This is a genomic window from candidate division WOR-3 bacterium, assembly GCA_016867815.1.
Lineage (GTDB): Bacteria > Hydrothermota > Tepidihabitantia > Tepidihabitantales > Tepidihabitantaceae > UBA2258.
The window spans coordinates 1-18,660 of sequence record VGIR01000060.1; the positions used below are offsets into that span (position 1 = coordinate 1).

The window sequence follows — 18,660 nt, forward strand, 5'->3', positions numbered from 1 at the left end:
GTCTGCCACCTCGTCCCGCAGCCAGGACAAGTCCAACACTCGGTCAACCCGTTTCAGTACATGGTCGTCGGGCACCAGGTCCCGAAGCGGACAGGCGACGAAGATGTCCTCACGCCAGCGGTCCTGATTACCTACCATTGTCAGTGGAGTCCTTTCGGTTGGGCGTCACCATCCCTTCAGACGCACCAGCCGTCAGAAAGATGTCAAGACTTTTTCAACAGCCCCACTGTCCCCATTTCCAATCGCGGTCGTGTCCCAAACCCACAAGGTTGGCGGTATAGGTAGAGAGGGCAGACAGCAGCCAGAGCACGGGCGCCGGCGCGAGCCGGCATCTCTTCTTTCGGAACGATGGACGAGGTGACGAGAAATGGGCAAATCCGGCTGCGGTGTCCACACAGATATGTGAGGGCAGAAGGGGAAAACGGGGACTGTACCGCGCCGAATCCGATGCAGACGCTCCGTGGAACTGTCTCCGGCCTTCCGCAGCCCTGAAGCCCGAAAGCGTCCGAGACCGTGCAGGGAACCGCACAGAAAGGCAGGTTCCCATGATGGATCCAGCACAGAGGATCGCGAACTGGAACGTGAAGTACAACACCGGGCGGATCAAGGCGACGCTCGACGACAGGCGACCGGTCATGCTGGCCAGCGTGACCGCGGTGTATCCGACCATCACGGCCACGGAGCTGCAGATCAGACAGGTCTGCGGTGGTGCCGGAGTGAAGACCATCCAGATCCCGTTCTACCTCAACTTCGGCCGGGAGCTCTGGGCGCTTTCGCGCCCGTACCGCCCTGATCCCGGCGCAGCGGAGTCCGGCAGGGAGGGCCGCGCCCTTCGGCTCGCCCCGCTTCTTCCTCTGCGGCCGCTCTGCTCCGCATCGGAGCGATATGCCCGGAGGGCGCTGGGACAAGCCGCCCGCGCTTGACCCGGGCTACGCCAGTGCTTACGCTCTAGGCCACCGAAAGGACTAGAGCATCGCACGCGAAGCACCGATTCTGAAGCGACCGCCCTTCAAGAAGCTGCTGGTGGCTAACCGGGGCGAGATTGCGGTCCGGGTCATCCGCACCTGCCGCGAGCTTTCGATCCCGGTCGTCGTCGTCTATTCTGAAGTGGACCGGACCTCACTGCCGGTGATGCTGGCGGACGACGCGGTCTGCATCGGCCCGGGTCCGACCGCCGAGAGTTACCTCATCCCGTCGCGGGTGCTTTCGGCTGCGACCGTGACCGGGTGTGACGCTCTCCATCCCGGCTACGGGTTCCTTTCCGAGAACCCGGACTTCGCCGAGGCGGTTGCCACCTGCAAAATCACCTTTGTCGGGCCCGCACCGGAGACGATGCGGCTGCTCGGCGACAAGGTCGAAGCCCGGAGACGGATGAAAGCCGCCGGCGTTCCGGTGGTGCCCGGCTCCGACGGCCCGCTGGCGTTCAGCCGCGAGACAGCGAAGTTCTGCGCCGAAATCGGCTACCCGGTGCTGGTCAAAGCCGCGGCCGGCGGCGGCGGCAAGGGAATGCGTGTCATCAAGCGCGAAGCCGATCTTGAGACCGGCATTCAAATGTGCATGGCCGAGGCCAAGCGCTCATTCGACGACCAGCGGGTCTACATCGAGAAGTATCTGGCCGGCGCCCGGCACGTGGAGATCCAAGTGCTGGGGGACCGGCATGGCACGCTCGTGCATCTGGGTGAACGCGACTGCTCGTGCCAGCGCCGCCACCAGAAGCTGATCGAGGAGTCGCCCGCACCCGGTTTCACGGCGGAGCAGCGCGAACAGCTCGGATCGTGGGCCGTGGCTGCTGCCAAGGCAGCGGGCTATTTCGGCGCCGGGACGGTCGAGTTCATCGGCGACGACACCGGCACCTTCTACTTCATGGAGATGAATGCACGGCTCCAGGTCGAGCACCCGGTCACCGAGATGGTGACCGGCGCCGACATCGTGCGGGAGCAGATACTGGTTGCGGCCGGGGAGAAGTTCGACCCGGACCTTACCCGCGCTCCTCAGGGGCATGCGATCGAGTGCCGCATCTACGCGGAGGACCCGGACGCAGACTTCCAGCCCTGCCCCGGCTTCCTGACCGAGGTCAGCCTGCCGGGGGGGCCGGGCATCAGGGCAGACTCGGCGCTCCTCTCCCGCTCCGAAGTCTCCCCCTTCTACGACCCGCTCATAGCCAAGGTGATCTCGTGGGCGCCGGACCGCACCGCCGCCATCGCCCGCATGGACCGCGCTCTGGCCGAGACCCGGATCGAGGGCGTCAAGACCACGACCGCGTTCCTGCGCCGGCTGCTCCACAACCCGCGGTTCCAGAGGGGCAGAGTCACTACCGGCATGCTGGACGAGGCATAGGCAGAACGCTCCCGGCGCACGGGCGGAGTTTGACTTGTGCTCCCGCTCGAATATGATTACGTCGTGCGCCGCCAACGGGCGCTGACAGTCGGGGTCTTAGTGTAGCCTGGTTTAACACGCTGCCCTGTCACGGCAGAGACCGCCGGTTCAAATCCGGTAGACCCCGCTGACCGAAGAGTCCGAATCACGAAGCTCGAATGACGAGTCAATGAGGGTCAGGCACGCAGTCCGGATTCGTAATTCGCCTGCATTCTGGCTTCCATCGAGTCTCGCGCTTCGGAATTCGCGCTTGGCCGCTGCGCTGCTTCTGGTGGCAATGCTCACCACGGCGGCCCCGGCCGTATCTCCCGCCGCCAGGCTCAAGTCCAACTACGAGCTTGCCTTGCATTCACAATCCTTCACCGAGGCCGTAGTCGCCAACCAGTCGCGCGAAATCTACCGGATGTTCACGCCGGGATTTGCCGCCGAGCACTCGTTCGCACGCTTCGATTCGGCGCTGGCCCGCTGGTCCCGCGGACGCCGCATCGTTCGCGCCAGCCACAAGGTGGTGGACATCAAGGGCCCGTCCGGGTACGTTTCGAGCTGGTTCGTCTTCGCGGGCGAGCGCAACCACAACTACGTCTACCAGAACTGGTTGAACTCCGGCCGTGGCTGGCAGCTCGTCTGGTTGTCGCGGATCCTCGACACGAGTTTTGCTTTTGGCCAGGTCGATTCGCTCGCGCTGGTGAAAGCAAGTGAAGCCGGAGTGCGATACGTGCTTTCCCGGTCAGGTCTCGCCCTGTTCAAGTCCGGGTTCGAGCGACCCGATACGGTCGTGATGCTGCGCCTGGGACGGCCGGGCGAAGGCGAGTACCGGCTGGAATCCCCTGTCTACTGGACCACGCCGGAGGAGATCCGCGCCGGCATCCGACTACCCCGAACCGAGTTCCTGCTCCACCTCGCGCTGGTCCGGCTGATTGGGGACATCGCGCTGGTAGTGGTGGACGTAACTCCGACCACGCGCGATCTGCTCGGCCGCAAACGCCGGCCGCGTGGAGTCGAGGTCTACCTCAAGCGGGCCGGCACTGAGTGGGAGTTCCTGGAAGTAGGCAAGAAGTGGTAGTTCAAGGCTACCTCCAAAGGAAAAGGGACGAAGGACAACGACGTTCATCGTACATCGGACGCAGCTCCTCGTTCTTCGCTCTTCTCTCTTCACTCTTCTCTCTTTTTCTCCTCGGCGGTTGCCCGGGCGAGGACATCACCCCGCCGGAAGTGGTAATCATCGCGCCGGCAGATGGCGATACGATTGCCGGACCCGTAACCGTCCGCGCCCGCGCAACCGACAACAAGAGGGTAGTCAGCGTCGAGTTCCTGGTAGACGGCGTCCGTCTCGGCGCCGACTCGTCCCCGACCGGTCAGATGTTCGAGTTTGCCTGGCTGGGTTTGATGCGGCCCGGCTCCACTCACACCCTGAGTTGCTCCGCCGCGGACGCAGCCGGCAACCGCAGCTCCTCGCCGGAAGTCACCGTCCATGTCAGCAGCTCTGCCGGCAAGCATCACTCCGGGACCATCGGGATGGCCGAGACCTGGGAGGCCGCGTCGAGTCCCCATGTCGTTGATTCGGACCTCTTCATTGAAGCGATGCTCACGCTCGAGCCAGGCACGGTCGTGCTGGTCGCTGACGGCGCGACCGTCGCGGTCGGCACGCGCTCGCCGGCCGGCATCTTCGCGCGCGGCAAGGCCGATTCGGTGATTACCTTCAGCACGCTCAGCACGGCACCGGCTCCGGGCGCGTGGAACGGTATCCTCTTTCGGGCCAACACGGTTCCGGGCGGAAGCCTCCTGCGTCACTGCCTGGTTGAGTATGCAGGAGGCGGAGGCTATCTGGTGAAGTGCGAGGCAGGCGGAGTGGCCATCGACTCGAGCGAGTTCTTCTCGAGTTCGGGATCGGGCGTGTCGGCCTCGGGAGGCGGGCTCGCTTCGCTCGCCGGCAGCGTCTTTTCCGCCTGCGCCCGGTTCCCGGTCAGCGTCAGTCCCGGTCTGGTTTCGGCCATCACCGCCGACAACAAGTTCAGCGACAACTATCGCAATGCCATCGAAATCCCGGGCGGCACGGTTGCGGCGACCGACACCTGGACCAACCTCGGGTTCCCCTACGCCATCACCGCCACGCTCACGGTTGCCGACAGCACGAACCCGCTGCTCTACGTCGCGCCCGGCTGCTCACTCCTCTTTGCTGACAGCGCCAGACTGCGGGTCGGGCTGGGCAAGCCCGGCGCACTGCGTGCCGACGGAACCTACGGACGCGTCGTCTTCGGCCCGCTCGTAGCCGGTTCCGGCCAGTGGCGCGGCCTCGAGTTCTGGGAACAGACCGACCCGGTCCGCACGATTCTCAACTTCTGCAGCATCGAAGCGGCGGGCGCGAGCAACGCGGCCGCAATCACCTGCTACGCCGAAGTGCTGATTGCCAACACTAAGGTCTCGGGCAGCGCCGGCACCGGCATCTACTGCCAGAACACCGGCTTCGCCCGGTTCGAGAACGACACCATCACTGGATGCGGCGGGTTCCCCCTGCGCATTGCCGCCCAGTACGTCGGCACCATCGGCAACGGAAACAGCTTCACTGGCAACGCAGACGATGCCATCGAGGTGGCCGGCGGTAACGTGGCCAGCAACGCCCAGTACCGCCAGCAAGGGGTGCCCTACCTCATACGTGAAACCATCGAAGTAGGGTCAGCCCTTGAGCCGACGCTGCTGATCGAGAACGGGGTCGAGCTCCGGTTTGCGTCCGGCGCTGCGCTGGCTGTCGGCCGCACGGCCCGGGCCAGCCTGCAGGCCGATTCGGTCACTCTCACCGGCGCGGCAGCGCAGCCCGGCGCGTGGGACGGACTCGAACTCCATCGCTACACCACCAGCACCAGCCGTGTGGAACGTTCCCGTCTGCTCTACGGCGGCGGCGCCAACCGCGGAATTGTCTTCGTCGACAGCTGCGTGCCGGTGCTGACCGGCAACGAGATTGCCTTCTCGAGTAACTACTGCGTCTTCATGCGGAACACCGAACTCGACCCTGACACGATCCGCAGCCAGAACTGGCTCCACAACTGGGACCCGGGCTTCGACGACGTCTACTACGCACCATAGATGAAGCAAAGCCGGACCGGGGCTGCCGGTCCGGCTGCAAACGTCTGGCCTTTCCGCCTACAACTCACCCATGATGTTCTCGTACAAACCCAGAAGTTCGGTTTCGCCCAGTTGGATTTCGTTCACCATTCGGGCCAGCTTCTGCTGGTTCTCCGTGGTGCCGATCTTGACTCCGCTCTGAACAATACCGCTGAGCTTGCCGATTATCGCCGTGTTCTGGGCGATAGCCTCGTCGATCAGGGCGGTCTGGTCCGGAAGCGCCTCGCGCATGTCCTGCAGGAACCGGTTCGCGCTCTCCTTGTTGGCCAGCAGGGTCCAGATGAGCCGGTCGAAGCAGCCTTTGCCGCTATCCGGGCACACCGGGCAAAAGGGAGTGGTATCAAGGTCGCGAATCCAGAGGTCGTAGGCGGCGATACCCGACTGCCAGCCGGAGTCGGCGGACGCCTGGCCCAGTTCCAACGCCTGCGTCAGCACCATGGCCAACAACTCGGCCGGGTCCGGCTCATCGGCTGCGCGATACGAAACCTCGTAGGCCTCGGCTATCGGACCGCTCAACCTCACCTCGTCACCCGCACCCAGGGTGTAGCCATACAGCGCCGAATCAGCCGCATCGTATCTGGCGGCGACGCCCCAGCCAAACCCGTTGCTCGCCGGCCAGGCGCCAAAAACCAGTATCGGCCTGCCCCGGGCCAGCCTGTCGCGGATCGCAGCCACGGCGTCGCCCTGGACCTCGCTCGCCGGCTTGACCGGGTCCGCGGACCCGCCAAGAACCGCCCGGAAGGTCAGGCCGTAGTGTTCGGTCAGGCCCTCAAGATAGTCGCCGGAGAGCCCGTTCGGCCAGGCGCCGCGACAGCCCTCGCGCCGGGCGGTGAAGGCGAATGACTCCCCGGTCAGGGCGGCCAGCCAGTCGTAGTCCGCGGTCACGCCGTAGTAGCCTAACACGTCCTTCAGCGCCAGAGCAAGCCCACCGGGATAACGCTCGGCGTCCGGCAGCACGCCCAGCACGCCGGGCGTGGCCGCGACCTTCACCTCCGCATCCCCGCGCAGCACTGTCATCGGAATCCTCTCCGCCGACCCTACCGACCGGAACTGCAGCTGCACCAGTTCCTCGGTGGTCTTGACTGGTTCGTCACCGTAGGAAATGATCACGTCGCCGGGCTCGAGCCCGAGCGACTCGGCCTGGGTCCGAGGCAGAACGCGCCAGATCGCCGGCCTGTCTATCTGCGCATAGGTGGCACCAAGCGCTTCGCCGGTCTCCTCTTTGCGGCAGGCGAACACCACGACCAGGGCTGCCAGCGCGAGCAAAACAGACTGCCTACTCACTGTTACTCCTAGTTTGGAAAGTAAGGACTGGGATTCCCGAACTCGAACCGCTCAGTCGTCGCGGTGCGACACCTTCACGACCGGCGTTCGACTTCTCGGCCATTGCGCTGCCATTATGAACCTGGAGCCGGGGGAAAGCAAGCGAAACGTTGAGGGGAAGTCCGAATGACGAAACTCGCGCTGTCAGACAGGGACCGCTGAGGTCAATGACGATTGAAGCTCGAATTGCGGAGAATGACCAATTGAGGACTCGGACTTCGTCATTCAGTCGTCACTCGGATTTCGAACCTCGAGCTTGCGCGGCGCTGCCGCGCCGCGCCTACGCCGGCTTCGTGCCGACCACCGGCTCACCCATGCCTGCCGGTGCGTCCAGTCGCGCCGAAAGATCGGCCAGACCGGCGCAGACCGCCTGCGCCTGCACGTCGCTGAAACCGGAGTTCCTCACCTGCGTCCAGATACTGCGGGCCAGGGTCGCTGCGGACCACGTAATCCTGACGTTAACGAACCCGGCGTCTTCCAGCGTTTCCTTCATCGACTGACTGGTGAAGTGCTCGAGTTCATAGAAGCTCGCGCCGGTGATTGCCGACAGGTTCCGCTCCAGGAACTGCAGCCCGACCTCCGGGTTGGCCGACGGGCTGGGCCCGAGCCGGTCGACGAGGTCACGCAGCTTCCGGAACTCCTCCTTCATCTCCGGCGTGCTGGCGAATTTCACCAGGTAGTTCCGCTCCCACGGCGGCCGCGAGTGCTTCAAGGAATAGTGATAGCCCAGCGAATCAGCGGTCTCGGAGAACATCAGCCCCTCGGTGAGCTCACGCTCGCGTCCCTCGCTGGGCTCGAAGCAGACCCGGAAGCGGCCACCGGGTTTCAGGACCCGGAACACTTCGGCAATCGCCTTGTAGGGGTCCGGGCTCTGCTCAATGGAGGTAGCTGCCACCACGCCGTCAAAGCGGTTGTCCGGGAAATCCAGCCCTGTCGGGGAAACCTTCTTCACGGTGACGTTCTTGAGACCCAGCTTCTCGACACCGGCGTTGACGGCGTCGACGCGCCGCTGCGAAGCCTCGGCGCCGGTCACTGCCTTGAACAGCGGAGCCATACGCAGCAGGGGCCAGCCGTCGCCGGGCCCGACATCGAGGACTTCCTGGGCGTTGCCCATGTGCACGGCGAAGTCGCGGATCCGCGCCTCGTCGAGGAAGTGCTCTTCCAGACCGTACTCAATCGGAACGTCGATGACGGGCAGCTTGCCACCGCCTTGCCGCTCCATACGGTCAAAAGTCTGTTCTGCGCTGCTGGACTCGACCGGTTTGGCCGTGTTGACAATCCAAGTCTCAAGAACCGTGTATTTCTTCGCCATGTTCGGGGCTATGATAGCTTCCTCCGCAGCTAAGTCAAGGCGCGCCCGGCCGAACCGGTTGACTCGAAAGAGCAGAAATCAGAAACCTGACACCAACGCTTTCGGACCGGAGCCTTGAGGCTATGTGTCACCCCGAAGGAGCGAAGCGACTGGCGGGTCTCGCCCTCAGCCGACGCACAAGGGATGACAACCGCCAGGACGTAGAGAACTCCAGGGCCCGGAGAAGACACCGTGGATTCCGCAGTCTGGCGCCACCACGCGCTCCCTGGCTTTGCGCACCGCTCTGGTCAAAGCTCAACGCATTTGTCCTGAGCTCGGACCATGGCGGAGGCCGGGGGTGCCTCTATCGTTCTTGCTTCTTCGCCAGACCCTCGACCCATTCGCGCCTGCGCCAGAGCGCGCAGCCGCCGCGCGTTTCTTTGAGCTGCGCGTGGTTGTCGCGAATCGCCTTGAGCAGGTGCGACGCGAGCGCCTCCTTGAACGGCTTCTCAGCCACGCTCGTGTCCGAATAGGGCGCGAACGGACAGGGCTCGAGGCTGCCATCAGGCCCGACGTGAACGAATCCGCGTCCCGCTGCCAGGCACCCGCCGAATTGTTCTTCGTCACCCGGGAATACGATGAATACCGGCCGCGCCGTCTTCTGCAGTCCTTCCGAGAACTCGACCAGTTTGTGCCGCTGTGCGGGCAGCAGGGTCAGATCCTCAGTTCCCGGTTCTGCCGGCGTGTATTCCACGAAGATGAACAAGCTGCACCCGTTCCCGATCAGCGCCTGGACCAGCCCTTCGGCGGTAACGGCTTCGAAGTTCCGACGCGTGACCGTGAGCGACGCCCCGAAGAAAATGCCGGCCCGCCGCAGCTTCTCGGCCGCAGCGGCCACGGCCTCGAAGACTCCCTCGCCGCGGCGCGTATCGGTCTCCGGTTCCCAACCCTCGACACTCAGCACGGGAATCACCTGCGGCTGGCTCCGGAATCGGGCAATGACCGAGTCGTCGAGCAGCAATCCGTTGGTGAAGAGCGGGAAAATGAGACCGGGGAACATGCGTGTGACGTCGAGAATCCCGGGCCGCATCAACGGTTCGCCGCCGGCAATCATGATTACCGAGACCCCCAACTCCTGCGCCTGCCCGAACAGGTCCGCCCACCGCTCGTCGGTCAGCTCCGGCCGGCGCGTACCGTGCCGAGCCCGGGCATAGCACCCGCGGCAGTGGAGGTTGCAGCGGTTGGTGATGCTGGCGATGACGAGTGGCGGCACCTGGACCCCGCGCTCACGCTGCTGGTCGCGCAGCCGGGCCGAGCGCGACTGGGCAGCCTGGATACGGGCGAAGAAGACGGCCTGCCTGGGGTTCTTCCAGGCCGCCCGGGCCGCATACCTGAATACGCGTGCGACTTGAGCGTCGAACCGGCCGAGAAAGTCCGTAGTCATCGAGCCGAGAGCATAGCGCACCCGGATTGGGGACGCAAGGAGGTGGTACGGAACGCGGGACGCAAGCGGCAGAACTGCAGAGAAAGCGGTGCAGGTTTGACTTTGCGCTTGCCGGCGGCAATATCAATCCGTGAACTGCTCCGCGAAAGTCCGCCCCAAGCAAGGAGTACAAGTGAAAAGTGACCTTCTCCGGATTCCCGCTGCGCTGCTGGCGCTGCTCTTGGCCGGGTGCGGCGTGGGACCCGTCGTTTGGCAGAAGACCCTGGACATCGGCGGTGATGAAACCGCGACCGCGCTCACATCCGACGGCACCAACTACTACGTCAGCTTCGTCGCCACCAGACCGGGCGGGTCTGACCGCGCCGGCTGGTTCGTGACCAAGCTGGACAGCAGCGGCAGTGAAGTCTGGACACAGATGTACAGAGAGTCGCCCTATGCGATGTGCCAAGACCTCTGGGCGGATACCCTCGGCCCCCTGTTCGCCGCGGGCCGGTCAAAGTCCGAAGGCCAGGACATCTGCCTGGTCATCCGCTACGCAGCCGGCGGCGAGATCATCTGGCAGAAGGGGCTGTCGGTCGGAGAGAAAACGTGGGGCACCGGCATCTGCCCTGTTTCCGGAGACCGGATAGCCGTCTGCGGTGTTGCCGGCACCGATGCCGACACCGACTACATGATCGCCCTGCTGGACGCCAGGGACGGCCGAACCGTCTGGGTGAAGAACCTCGACCTCGGCCCCAACGATCTTGCCGCTCGAATCGCCTGCGATGCTGATGACAACCTCACGGTGGTCGGACTGCACGGCGAGAACGCGGCCAACCCGGACATCGTCATCATCAAGATTGCCCCGAACGGCGACACACTGTGGACCCGGCGCTACGACTCGGGGGGAAGCGACGAGCCCGGCGACATCGCCTTCGACGGGTTCGGCAACGTCATCGCCACCGGTACCGCCCGGGTTGGAGATTCGGTCCGCTGCGTCATCATCGAGTACGCGCCGAACGGCGACTTGATCCGCAAGCTCGCCTACGGCACCGTGGCCCAGGCAACCGGCAGAGGCATCTTTGTCACCAAGGACTCGGAGGTCTTCATCGCCGGCAGCCTGCTGCTGCAGGACGGGAAGAGCGAGATCCTCGCCTTCCAGTACAGGCCGGACGCGGTATCGGTCTGGCAGAAGCAGTACTCTCCCGGGCCGAGCGCCGGCGGAATCGACCTGGTGGTCAACGAGGACGTCTGCACGGCAGCGACGGTACAGGGAAAGACGAAGGATGTGCTGGTCTGCCGGTTCCTGCAGTTGAACCCCGAGGCGGTCAGATGATTGCCCGGCTGAAGGATTGGGTGCCGCAGGTCGACCCGACCTGTTTTGTGGCACGCAACGCGACTGTCGTCGGCCAGGTAACGCTCCAGCGCGGGGCCAGCATCTGGTTCAACGCGGTGGTACGCGGAGACATGGCGCCGATAACCGTCGGCGAGGAGACGAACGTTCAGGACCTCGCCATGGTCCACGTCGACTACAACACTCCGACCGTAATCGGCAACCGGGTAGTCGTCGGCCATCGCGCCATTATCCACGGCGCGACCGTGGGTGACGACTGCATCATCGGGATGGGCGCGATACTGCTCAATCGCTCCCGGGTCGGTCGGAATTGCATCATCGCCGCCGGCGCGGTGGTGCGCGAGGACTTCGTGGTACCGGACGGCTCGCTCGTTGCCGGCGTCCCGGGGGTGGTAAAGCGCCCGCTTACGCCCGAGGAGACCGAACGCATCCGCCGCAACGCGGCCGACTACGCCACCCGGGCCAGGCTGTACATCGAACAGGACTTTGGGAACCAGGAGGTCTAGCGACCGGCGCAACCGGTCGGCCGCCGGCGGGAAGTCGCGGTCTTCTCCGGGTCCCCGGTCGCGGATAGCCGGGGCTCGCCGCTTGCTCATTCCGGCGCTGCTCGGTCTCTACGTCGCGCTTTCGGTCCTTCTGTTCGACCCTAAGTTGGCGACTTTCGGCGACAATGCCCGGTACCTGATACTCGGGAAGTCTCTGGCCGAAGGCACGGGCTACCGGGATGTACATCTTCCCGGGACGCCGGCGCATACCCAGTACCCGCCCGGGTTCCCGCTGATGCTCGCTGCCGTCAACCTCGTCTTTGGCGGAGTGAACGTGTTGGCCGCAAAGCTCTTCGTCCTCTTCACCGGCATCGCGGCGATGCTCCTCACCTATCGTCTCTGCGAGCGGGTCCTCAGAGAGAAAGCCTGGCCGGTGATGGCGACTCTAGCGTCGGTGCCCGCGCTGATCGTCAACAACCACTGGGTCCTATCTGAAATGCCTTTCCTCCTCGTTTTGGTTGGAGCTCTCTACTGCCTCGTACTTGCGGACCAGCGGCCGAAAGCAGTTGCCGACCGGTTGCGGCTCGGAGCCTGCGCGCTCGCGGTCGCGACCTGTTTCATCCGCAGCGCGGGAGTCGCAGTCGTGCTGGGCCTGGCCCTGCTGTTTCTCGCGCGGCGACAGTACCGCAACCTCGTCGTTCTCCTGGCCCTGTTTGCAGCTACGGCCGTTCCCTGGCAGGTCATCAACGCCCGCTCCGGCAGCGAACAACCTTACTTCGAGCAACTGCTGGCCAAACACCCCTACTTCCTGGAACAGGGACGGGCAAGTCTCGGGGACTGGGCGCTGCGTGTGTGGCAGAACCTGCGGGACTACGTGGCCAGGGCGTACCCCCGTACGCTCTGTCCGACGCAACCGAACTCCGGGTCCGAGACCATAATTGGCATCGTCCTTTCTCTCCTCTCGGCGATCGGGCTCATCCGCGGATTCAAAAAGCATGGCATCCTCGCGTCCTGCGCTCTCTGCGCCGTACCGGTGCTGGTCTGCTGGCCCCATATCTGGGTGACCGAACGTTTTCTGCTTCCTTTCCTTCCTCTGGCCGTCGTCTTCCTGTTCCTCGGTGCAGACTGGGTGGCTGCGCGACTCAGATGGCATTGGCTCGCTCCTATGCTCGCCGTCGCGATCGTGCTGGTCAACGCGGTTCAGATAACCGCGCTCGCCCGCGGGGCAGTCAGGGACAACTTCGGATACCTGCGCGGTGACAGGTACTCAGGCTACCCGATCGACTGGCGCCACTGCTTCGAGACTATGGAATGGATCAAGGCGAATGTGCCTGAACAGGCGGTAGTACTGGCCCGCAAACCCGAGTTCGTCTACCTTCTTTCCGGGCGACGTTCCTTCTGCTATCCAATAACGGAGGATCGAACGCAGGTCATGTCGGCCTTACAGAGAAGCCAATACATCCTGCTCGACAACTTCCAGTGGTCCGACCTGACCCCACGCCTGATCGGACCGATACTCCGGGACAATCCCGACCTCTGGGAAATCGTCTTCACCACAGCACCACCCAAGTTCCACGTCGCCCGGATCAAACCCGGTGTGCAGCCCACGAATCCGCCGCCATCGTCCGAATACCCGTGAATCCGGAGCCGCCCGAAGAACGGCTCCGAGCTTGGCTCTTGTCGCGCCGGGGACCGGTGGCAGGCCGAAGTAACGGTTCTGCAGGAGGTTAGCGTGTGCGTCGCGTTCCCGGAAAGCTGCCCGGATTTGACAACGGGCAGCGACCCATGCTATAATGTATTGTGGTGCTGCCACTTCCGCAGCGGCCCGGGTTGCATTCTCCGGCAGAGCCGGCGCCGGCCAAATGTGGCCGTGATGGGCAACCGGGCTCGAGCCCGGGACTGGCGGAGCACGGGTGCGTACCAAAGAGCCGAATCTGATGCCGGATTGCTCCTCAATCTCCTCCATCAGAGCCAAGCCTCGTGCGTCCGGATCCGGGCTCATGCGTCTGCGAGTCGTTGCATCTCGCCTACACAACCCTAACCCTGCCAAGGAGGAGTCGTGAAGAAAAACGTTGTGGTTGCTCTTCTTGCTTTGCTGGTCGTATCCGCATTCGCGGCCCGGCCATCCGAATCGCACTACAGTATGGGTCCATCTCGCCGGTTCGAGCCCTCAGCCGGCGAGGAAGCGAACTTCATCTCCCTCGCCAATGGAATCACCATCGACACACGCACCGGCGAGCCCGACCTGCCGGCCGGTCTCACGGCGCGCGAAGTACCTGGCCAATCCGGGTACTACATCATTCAGTTCGAAGGTCCGATTCAGCGCGAGTGGGTTCGGGATCTCGAACGGCAAGGGATACGACCATTCGGCTACCTCCCCAACTACGCCATGCTCTGCAGGCTTGGACGCGAGCAGCAGGCACTGGCAAGCAACTTCCCACAGGTACGATGGGTCGGGCTCTTCCAGCCGGCCTACAAACTCCAGCACGCGCTGCCTGACGCGCAGGGATTCCTGGAGGTCGTTGTTCAACTCATGCCGGGTGAGACCGGCGCTGCGGTCGTGGACCTGATACAGGCAGGTGGCGGCGCTGTCATTGAGGAGCTCACCACGAGTTTTGCCACCACGGTCCGGGCCGGCATATCCGCCGACCTCATTCCCGCCATCGCTCAACTCCAGGAAGTCCTCTGGATCCAGGAGTGGATTGCCCCCGAGATCGCCAACAACCAGTGTCAGTGGGTGACCCAGACGGGATGGAAGAGCTCGCCGCAGCCGGATACGGCAATGGCCGTACGCACGTCATGGCAGCGCGGCGTCCGGGGCCGCCGAGTCATCATGTCCACTACCGACACCGGGCTCAACCTCGGCCATGACCTGTTCCGCGACCCGTCCCTGCCGGTGGTGGCACCCGGGATCTGGCCCGACCACCGCAAAGTCGTGGCCTTCAAACTCTACCAGGGCGCGGATGCGGGAGAGAACGTCTATCACGGCAGCCACGTCAACGGCACGGTCGCGGGCGACGACTCGGTAACCGGCGGCACCAGTTACAACGACGGCATGTCGATCAAGGGCCGCCTCTACTTTGTTGATCTAACCAACTCCTCCGGTGGCTTCGTGGTTGGGGCGGACCTGACGCCCCTCTGGGATTCGGTCTACCTGGGAAGAGGTCTGCCCGACTCCCTGCGTCCAATTCTCCAGCATTCGGGATCATGGGGAGCGTCCAATTCGACTGGCAACTACACGACGATGGACGCTTCCACCGACGCCTACTGCTGGGCCCACCCCGACTTCCTGAACATCTTCGCCGCCGGCAACGAGGGTGGCGTCCGCCGCATCCGCAATCCCGGTATCGCCAAGAACGTTATCACCGTCGGTGCGACGGGAAACGGCACCGCTTCGAACACCATCGCGGGTTTCTCCAGCCGCGGCCCGACCCAGGACAACCGGACCAAACCCACCATCTGCGCGCCCGGCGTTTCCCTCTACTCCGCCCTCCCCTCGCCCAGCACCAACGGCTACACGGCGTTGTCCGGCACGTCGATGGCCACACCGGCGGTGAACGGCGCCATCGGCCTGATGCGCTGCTACCTGCGTGAGGGCTACTACCCGACCGGCGCCCCGGTTACCGGTGACCGGCTGGGCTACATCTCGGCGGCACTACTCCGCTCCATGGCCCTCGCTTCCGCCGACCCGAACATCGGCAGTTTCACGGTTCCGAGTTTCGACATCGGCTGGGGACGGATTGACGCTGACTCGGTCCTCTACTTCGCCGGTGACGCGCGCCGGCTGATGATCAAGGACGATACCACCGGAATCGGCACGGGCGAATACCGTGAGCAGGAGTTTGTAGTCAACTCGGCGCTACCGCTCCGGATCGCTTTGGCCTGGACCGATACGGCCGCGGCATCGGGAGCCAACCCGACGCTGGTCAATGACCTCAACCTTGAAGTCGTCGACCCGTCCGGCACCAACTATCGGGGCAACCAGTACTCCGGCGGCCAGTCGGTCCCCAACCCGGTCACCTGGGACAACATCAACGTCGAGGAATGCGCCCGCGTCAACTCGCCCGCCACCGGCACCTGGAAGATCCGGGTGCGCGGCCAGAACGTCGCCACCGGCTCGAAGCAGCGATTCGCCTACACGATAACCGGCGACGTCAGCTCGCCGATCAGCGTGATTGATGTCGGCGTCCGGAGCATCGCGGCCCCGGCCGGCACGGTAGACTCCGGCACTACTCTCACCCCGCGGGCCTGGGTCCGGAACTTCGGCACCGGCGCGTCGACATTCCCGGCAACGATGACAATCGGCACCGGCTATACCAATACGCAGACCATCACCAATCTCGCGCCCGGCGACTCGATTCAGGTCAGCTTCGCCGCCTGGACCGCTGCCGCGCGCGGCACCCACGCCGTGCGCTGCTCGACGGCCCTCACGGCTGACCAGGATCCGGACAACGACACACTATCCGGCACCGTGAATGTGCGGGTGACCAATGTCGGCGTGGCCGCGATTGTCGCGCCGGTCGACACGGTCGACTCGGGCACGCTCGTGACGCCGCAGGCCCTGGTCCGGAACCACGGTAGCGTGGCCGCGACCTTCTCGGCCACGATGCTGATCGGGACGGTCTACACCAACACGCAGACCATCACCAATCTCGCGCCCGGCGACTCGATTCAGATCTACTTCTCCAGTTGGGTCGCATCGCCGCTCGGCGTGCATACCGTGCGCTGCTCGACCCGGCTCACCGGGGACCAGAAGCGCAGCGACGACACTCTTTCCGACCGGGTCACGGTGATGATCAAGAAAGACGTCGGCGTGGTCGGCATCAACAAGCCGGCCGGCAACTACGCGCCGCGCGAGGTCACCACCCCCGCGGTGACCGTCCGCAACTACGGGGCGGTCGCGATCGATTTCGAAGTCTGGCTGTTCCTTACCGACCCGAATGGGAACCTTTACTACACCGACAGCGCCTTCGTCACCAACCTCGATCCTGCCAACAACCGGTTGGTCAACGCCTTCCGCCCCTGCACCCTCCGGCTCCTCGGCGACTGGACGGCGAAATGCAGCACCTACCTGATCGATGATACGCACCTCGATAACAACGTTAAGACCAGCAGCTTCAAGACCGTGTCGGTGTGGGCAGAGATGAAGTCCATGCCCCAGCCGCCCTCGTACCGACCGGTCAAGGATGGCGCCTGGCTGGCCTACAACGCCGGCAGCGGCCTCCTCTATGCCGGCAAGGGCAACAAGTCCGATGACTTCTACTCCTACGACATCCTCGCCAACGAGTGGGATCAACTTCGGGCCATCCCGCTCGGTCTCGAAGGCAGGCTGCCGCGCCGGGGCGCGTGCGGCGCGTCCGACGACGTGAGATACGTCTACATGGTCAAGGGCAACAACACGTTCGGTTTCTGGCGCTACGACGTCACGACCGACTCCTGGCTGCAACTCGCCAACGTCCCCGCGGGGGCCCACCGCCGTGTCAAGGCCGGTGCCGCCGCCTATGTCCAGATCGGCGACAGCGGTTTCGTCTACCTGCTCAAGGGTCCGACCTGTGAGTTCTACCGATTCAACGTGGCGACGTGGACCTGGGAGACGATGCAGCCGGCCCCGATGGGCACGCACGCGAAATGGTACGGCGGCTCCTTCCTGGTCTTTGACGGCAACCGCACCATCTACGCCCACAAGGCGAGGTACCACGAGTTGTGGGCCTACGACGTCCTGACCGGCGTCTGGAGTGGCACGCGGCTCAACGGCATGCCGTTCGTCGGCAAGGCCGGACGCAACCGGAAGTCGCGTGACGGCGGCAGCGGCGCGTTCTTCGACGGCGGCGTCTACGCGCTCAAAGGCGGCAGCACCAGTGAGTTCTGGCGCTACGACGCGGCCGCCGGCACCTGGTCCGAAGGCGATGAACTACCGCCGATGGCCCGGGACGGCAGATCTCGCAAAGTCTACGCCGGCGCCAGCATGGTCAGCGTCGATGGCACGCTCTTCGCGCTCAAAGGCAACAAGAGCCTCGAGCTGTGGCGCTACGCGCTTGGTTCCTCCAGTGGGCCGCAGCCCGCGCGCGAGGGCGTCATGTCGGCAGAGACGGAGCTGGGCGGCAGACAGTTCGCCATCAGTCCGAATCCGCTGGCCTCCGGCTTCGCAATACTGCGCTACGGCCTGCCGCCGGGCGGGCAGGCGACGATTGAGGTCTTCAGTGCTTCCGGTCGTCTCGTCCGGTCGTCATCCGGAGTCACGAGTTCGTCATTCCGGCTTGACCTCAAATCAATACCGGCGGGTGTCTACCTAGTCCGCGTGGAGACTGCCGGCTACTCGGCTACGCAGAAGCTCGTGGTAGAGAGATAGCAGAGACCAGAAAGCACTTCGGAGAAGCAAGGCGGCCTTCGGGCCGCCTTGGCTCTTGCAGATCCCCGCGCCGAAGCTCGGCTGTGTCGCCCGAAGTACCTCTCGTTGTTCGTCCCGAAGTACCGGCCGAAGCTTCGCGCGCTGTGAATTCACCTGCATCAGCAGTCGCGTCTTTCGCTCCATCTCGACCTGAACCTCGACCTCAATCTCAACCTCTATCCGTCGCTGCACCGCGCGTTGCTCACGAAGTTCTGCCAGTAGTTGCTCAAGTTGTTGCTCTCGGCGATGCTCGGTTCGATGTTCCTTGCGTTGGCTTTTGAGTTCTACCTCTTGACTTTTGACTTCTCCCATGGGCTGATGCCACCCCCCAGGCGGCAGGTGGGCCGCCCACTCCCCGGCAGAATTGTGGCCAAAGAGCGGCCCACCACTACATATAGACGACCGCAAGGTCCCTTCCTTCTCCCTCTCCTCCCCGAGGAGAGAGTCGGAGTGAGGAGTCGAGCGAACTGGCGACTCCGTCGGGACAGGGCTTACGCACGAGACCGGCTGCGGGTCATAGCACTCGCACCAGAACTGCCGCGATCACTGTGGCGCTCAGTGCCGAACTGAACCGCGGACTGAACGCGCAACTCAAGGCCGGATTCAACTCGCGGTTGAACGCGCAAGTCAAGCCGGAACTCGCTGCGCGACTCGCCGCACGGCTGATTGCGGGATTGAGTACAGCGTTGACGTCCTGACTGACGGTGGCGCTGAGTTCCCTAGTCCAGGCACGATTGGCCGCGTCGTTGAACCCTGAGCTCATTGCTCAACTGATGGGAGAGCTAAGTCCTTGAATGACGGCCACATTGATGGCGACATTGAGTGCGGCTTTGAACCCAGCGGTCACCCCCGGATTGACCCCCCTATTGCCGCTGCAAGCGCCGGGCGGCACATAGGGTA

Annotated in this window: 12 protein-coding genes and 1 tRNA gene; 9 read left to right on the plus strand and 4 right to left on the minus strand. The window is 64.2% G+C overall.

The features are described from left to right. The first annotated feature begins 545 nt into the window (after positions 1-545). The 5 genes from FJY68_09665 (at position 546) to FJY68_09685 (ending at position 5,457) form a co-directional block, all read left to right on the plus strand. Complete coding sequence (locus FJY68_09665) at positions 546-923, plus strand: hypothetical protein (GenBank protein ID MBM3332095.1); 378 nt, start codon at positions 546-548, stop codon at positions 921-923. A gap of 70 nt (positions 924-993) precedes the next feature. Then, positions 994-2,337, plus strand: a complete 1,344-nt coding sequence (locus FJY68_09670) for an acetyl-CoA carboxylase biotin carboxylase subunit (protein MBM3332096.1) — start codon at positions 994-996, stop codon at positions 2,335-2,337. Positions 2,338-2,427: 90 nt separating this feature from the next. Then, positions 2,428-2,503 (plus strand) — tRNA-Asp (locus FJY68_09675). A 123-nt stretch (positions 2,504-2,626) separates the two neighbouring features. Beyond that, positions 2,627-3,439, plus strand: coding sequence for a hypothetical protein (locus FJY68_09680; protein MBM3332097.1), 813 nt, complete (start codon positions 2,627-2,629; stop codon positions 3,437-3,439). Then, entirely contained in the window at positions 3,433-5,457 is a 2,025-nt protein-coding gene (locus FJY68_09685; GenBank protein ID MBM3332098.1) for a hypothetical protein, read from the plus strand. The genes FJY68_09680 and FJY68_09685 overlap by 7 nt, the downstream gene beginning before the upstream one ends. Positions 5,458-5,514: 57 nt before the next feature. Here FJY68_09685 and FJY68_09690 read toward each other — a convergent pair whose 3' ends face one another. From FJY68_09690 to FJY68_09700, 3 genes are all read right to left on the minus strand, one after another. Continuing rightward, entirely contained in the window at positions 5,515-6,780 is a 1,266-nt protein-coding gene (locus FJY68_09690; protein ID MBM3332099.1) for a PDZ domain-containing protein, read from the minus strand. A gap of 319 nt (positions 6,781-7,099) precedes the next feature. After that, entirely contained in the window at positions 7,100-8,131 is a 1,032-nt protein-coding gene (locus FJY68_09695; GenBank protein MBM3332100.1) for a class I SAM-dependent methyltransferase, read from the minus strand. 343 nt (positions 8,132-8,474) lie between these two features. Further along, the gene (locus FJY68_09700; protein ID MBM3332101.1) at positions 8,475-9,554 is read right to left on the minus strand and encodes a radical SAM protein; all 1,080 of its coding nucleotides are present in this window, start codon (positions 9,552-9,554) and stop codon (positions 8,475-8,477) included. Positions 9,555-9,726: 172 nt separating this feature from the next. Here FJY68_09700 and FJY68_09705 point away from each other — a divergent pair, with 172 nt between their 5' ends. The 4 genes from FJY68_09705 to FJY68_09720 all read left to right on the plus strand — a co-directional run bounded on the left by FJY68_09705 (position 9,727) and on the right by FJY68_09720 (position 17,721). Beyond that, positions 9,727-10,869: a hypothetical protein gene (locus FJY68_09705; GenBank protein ID MBM3332102.1), complete on the plus strand. Its 1,143-nt coding sequence runs from the start codon at positions 9,727-9,729 to the stop codon at positions 10,867-10,869. Continuing rightward, the gene (locus FJY68_09710) at positions 10,866-11,393 is read left to right on the plus strand and encodes a gamma carbonic anhydrase family protein (GenBank protein MBM3332103.1); all 528 of its coding nucleotides are present in this window, start codon (positions 10,866-10,868) and stop codon (positions 11,391-11,393) included. The genes FJY68_09705 and FJY68_09710 overlap by 4 nt, the downstream gene beginning before the upstream one ends. A gap of 82 nt (positions 11,394-11,475) precedes the next feature. Then, the gene (locus FJY68_09715) at positions 11,476-13,011 is read left to right on the plus strand and encodes a phospholipid carrier-dependent glycosyltransferase (protein ID MBM3332104.1); all 1,536 of its coding nucleotides are present in this window, start codon (positions 11,476-11,478) and stop codon (positions 13,009-13,011) included. A gap of 420 nt (positions 13,012-13,431) precedes the next feature. Continuing rightward, the gene (locus tag FJY68_09720; protein ID MBM3332105.1) at positions 13,432-17,721 is read left to right on the plus strand and encodes a T9SS type A sorting domain-containing protein; all 4,290 of its coding nucleotides are present in this window, start codon (positions 13,432-13,434) and stop codon (positions 17,719-17,721) included. 553 nt (positions 17,722-18,274) lie between these two features. Here FJY68_09720 and FJY68_09725 read toward each other — a convergent pair. Continuing rightward, the gene (locus FJY68_09725; protein MBM3332106.1) at positions 18,275-18,523 is read right to left on the minus strand and encodes a hypothetical protein; all 249 of its coding nucleotides are present in this window, start codon (positions 18,521-18,523) and stop codon (positions 18,275-18,277) included. Positions 18,524-18,660: the final 137 nt, after the last annotated feature.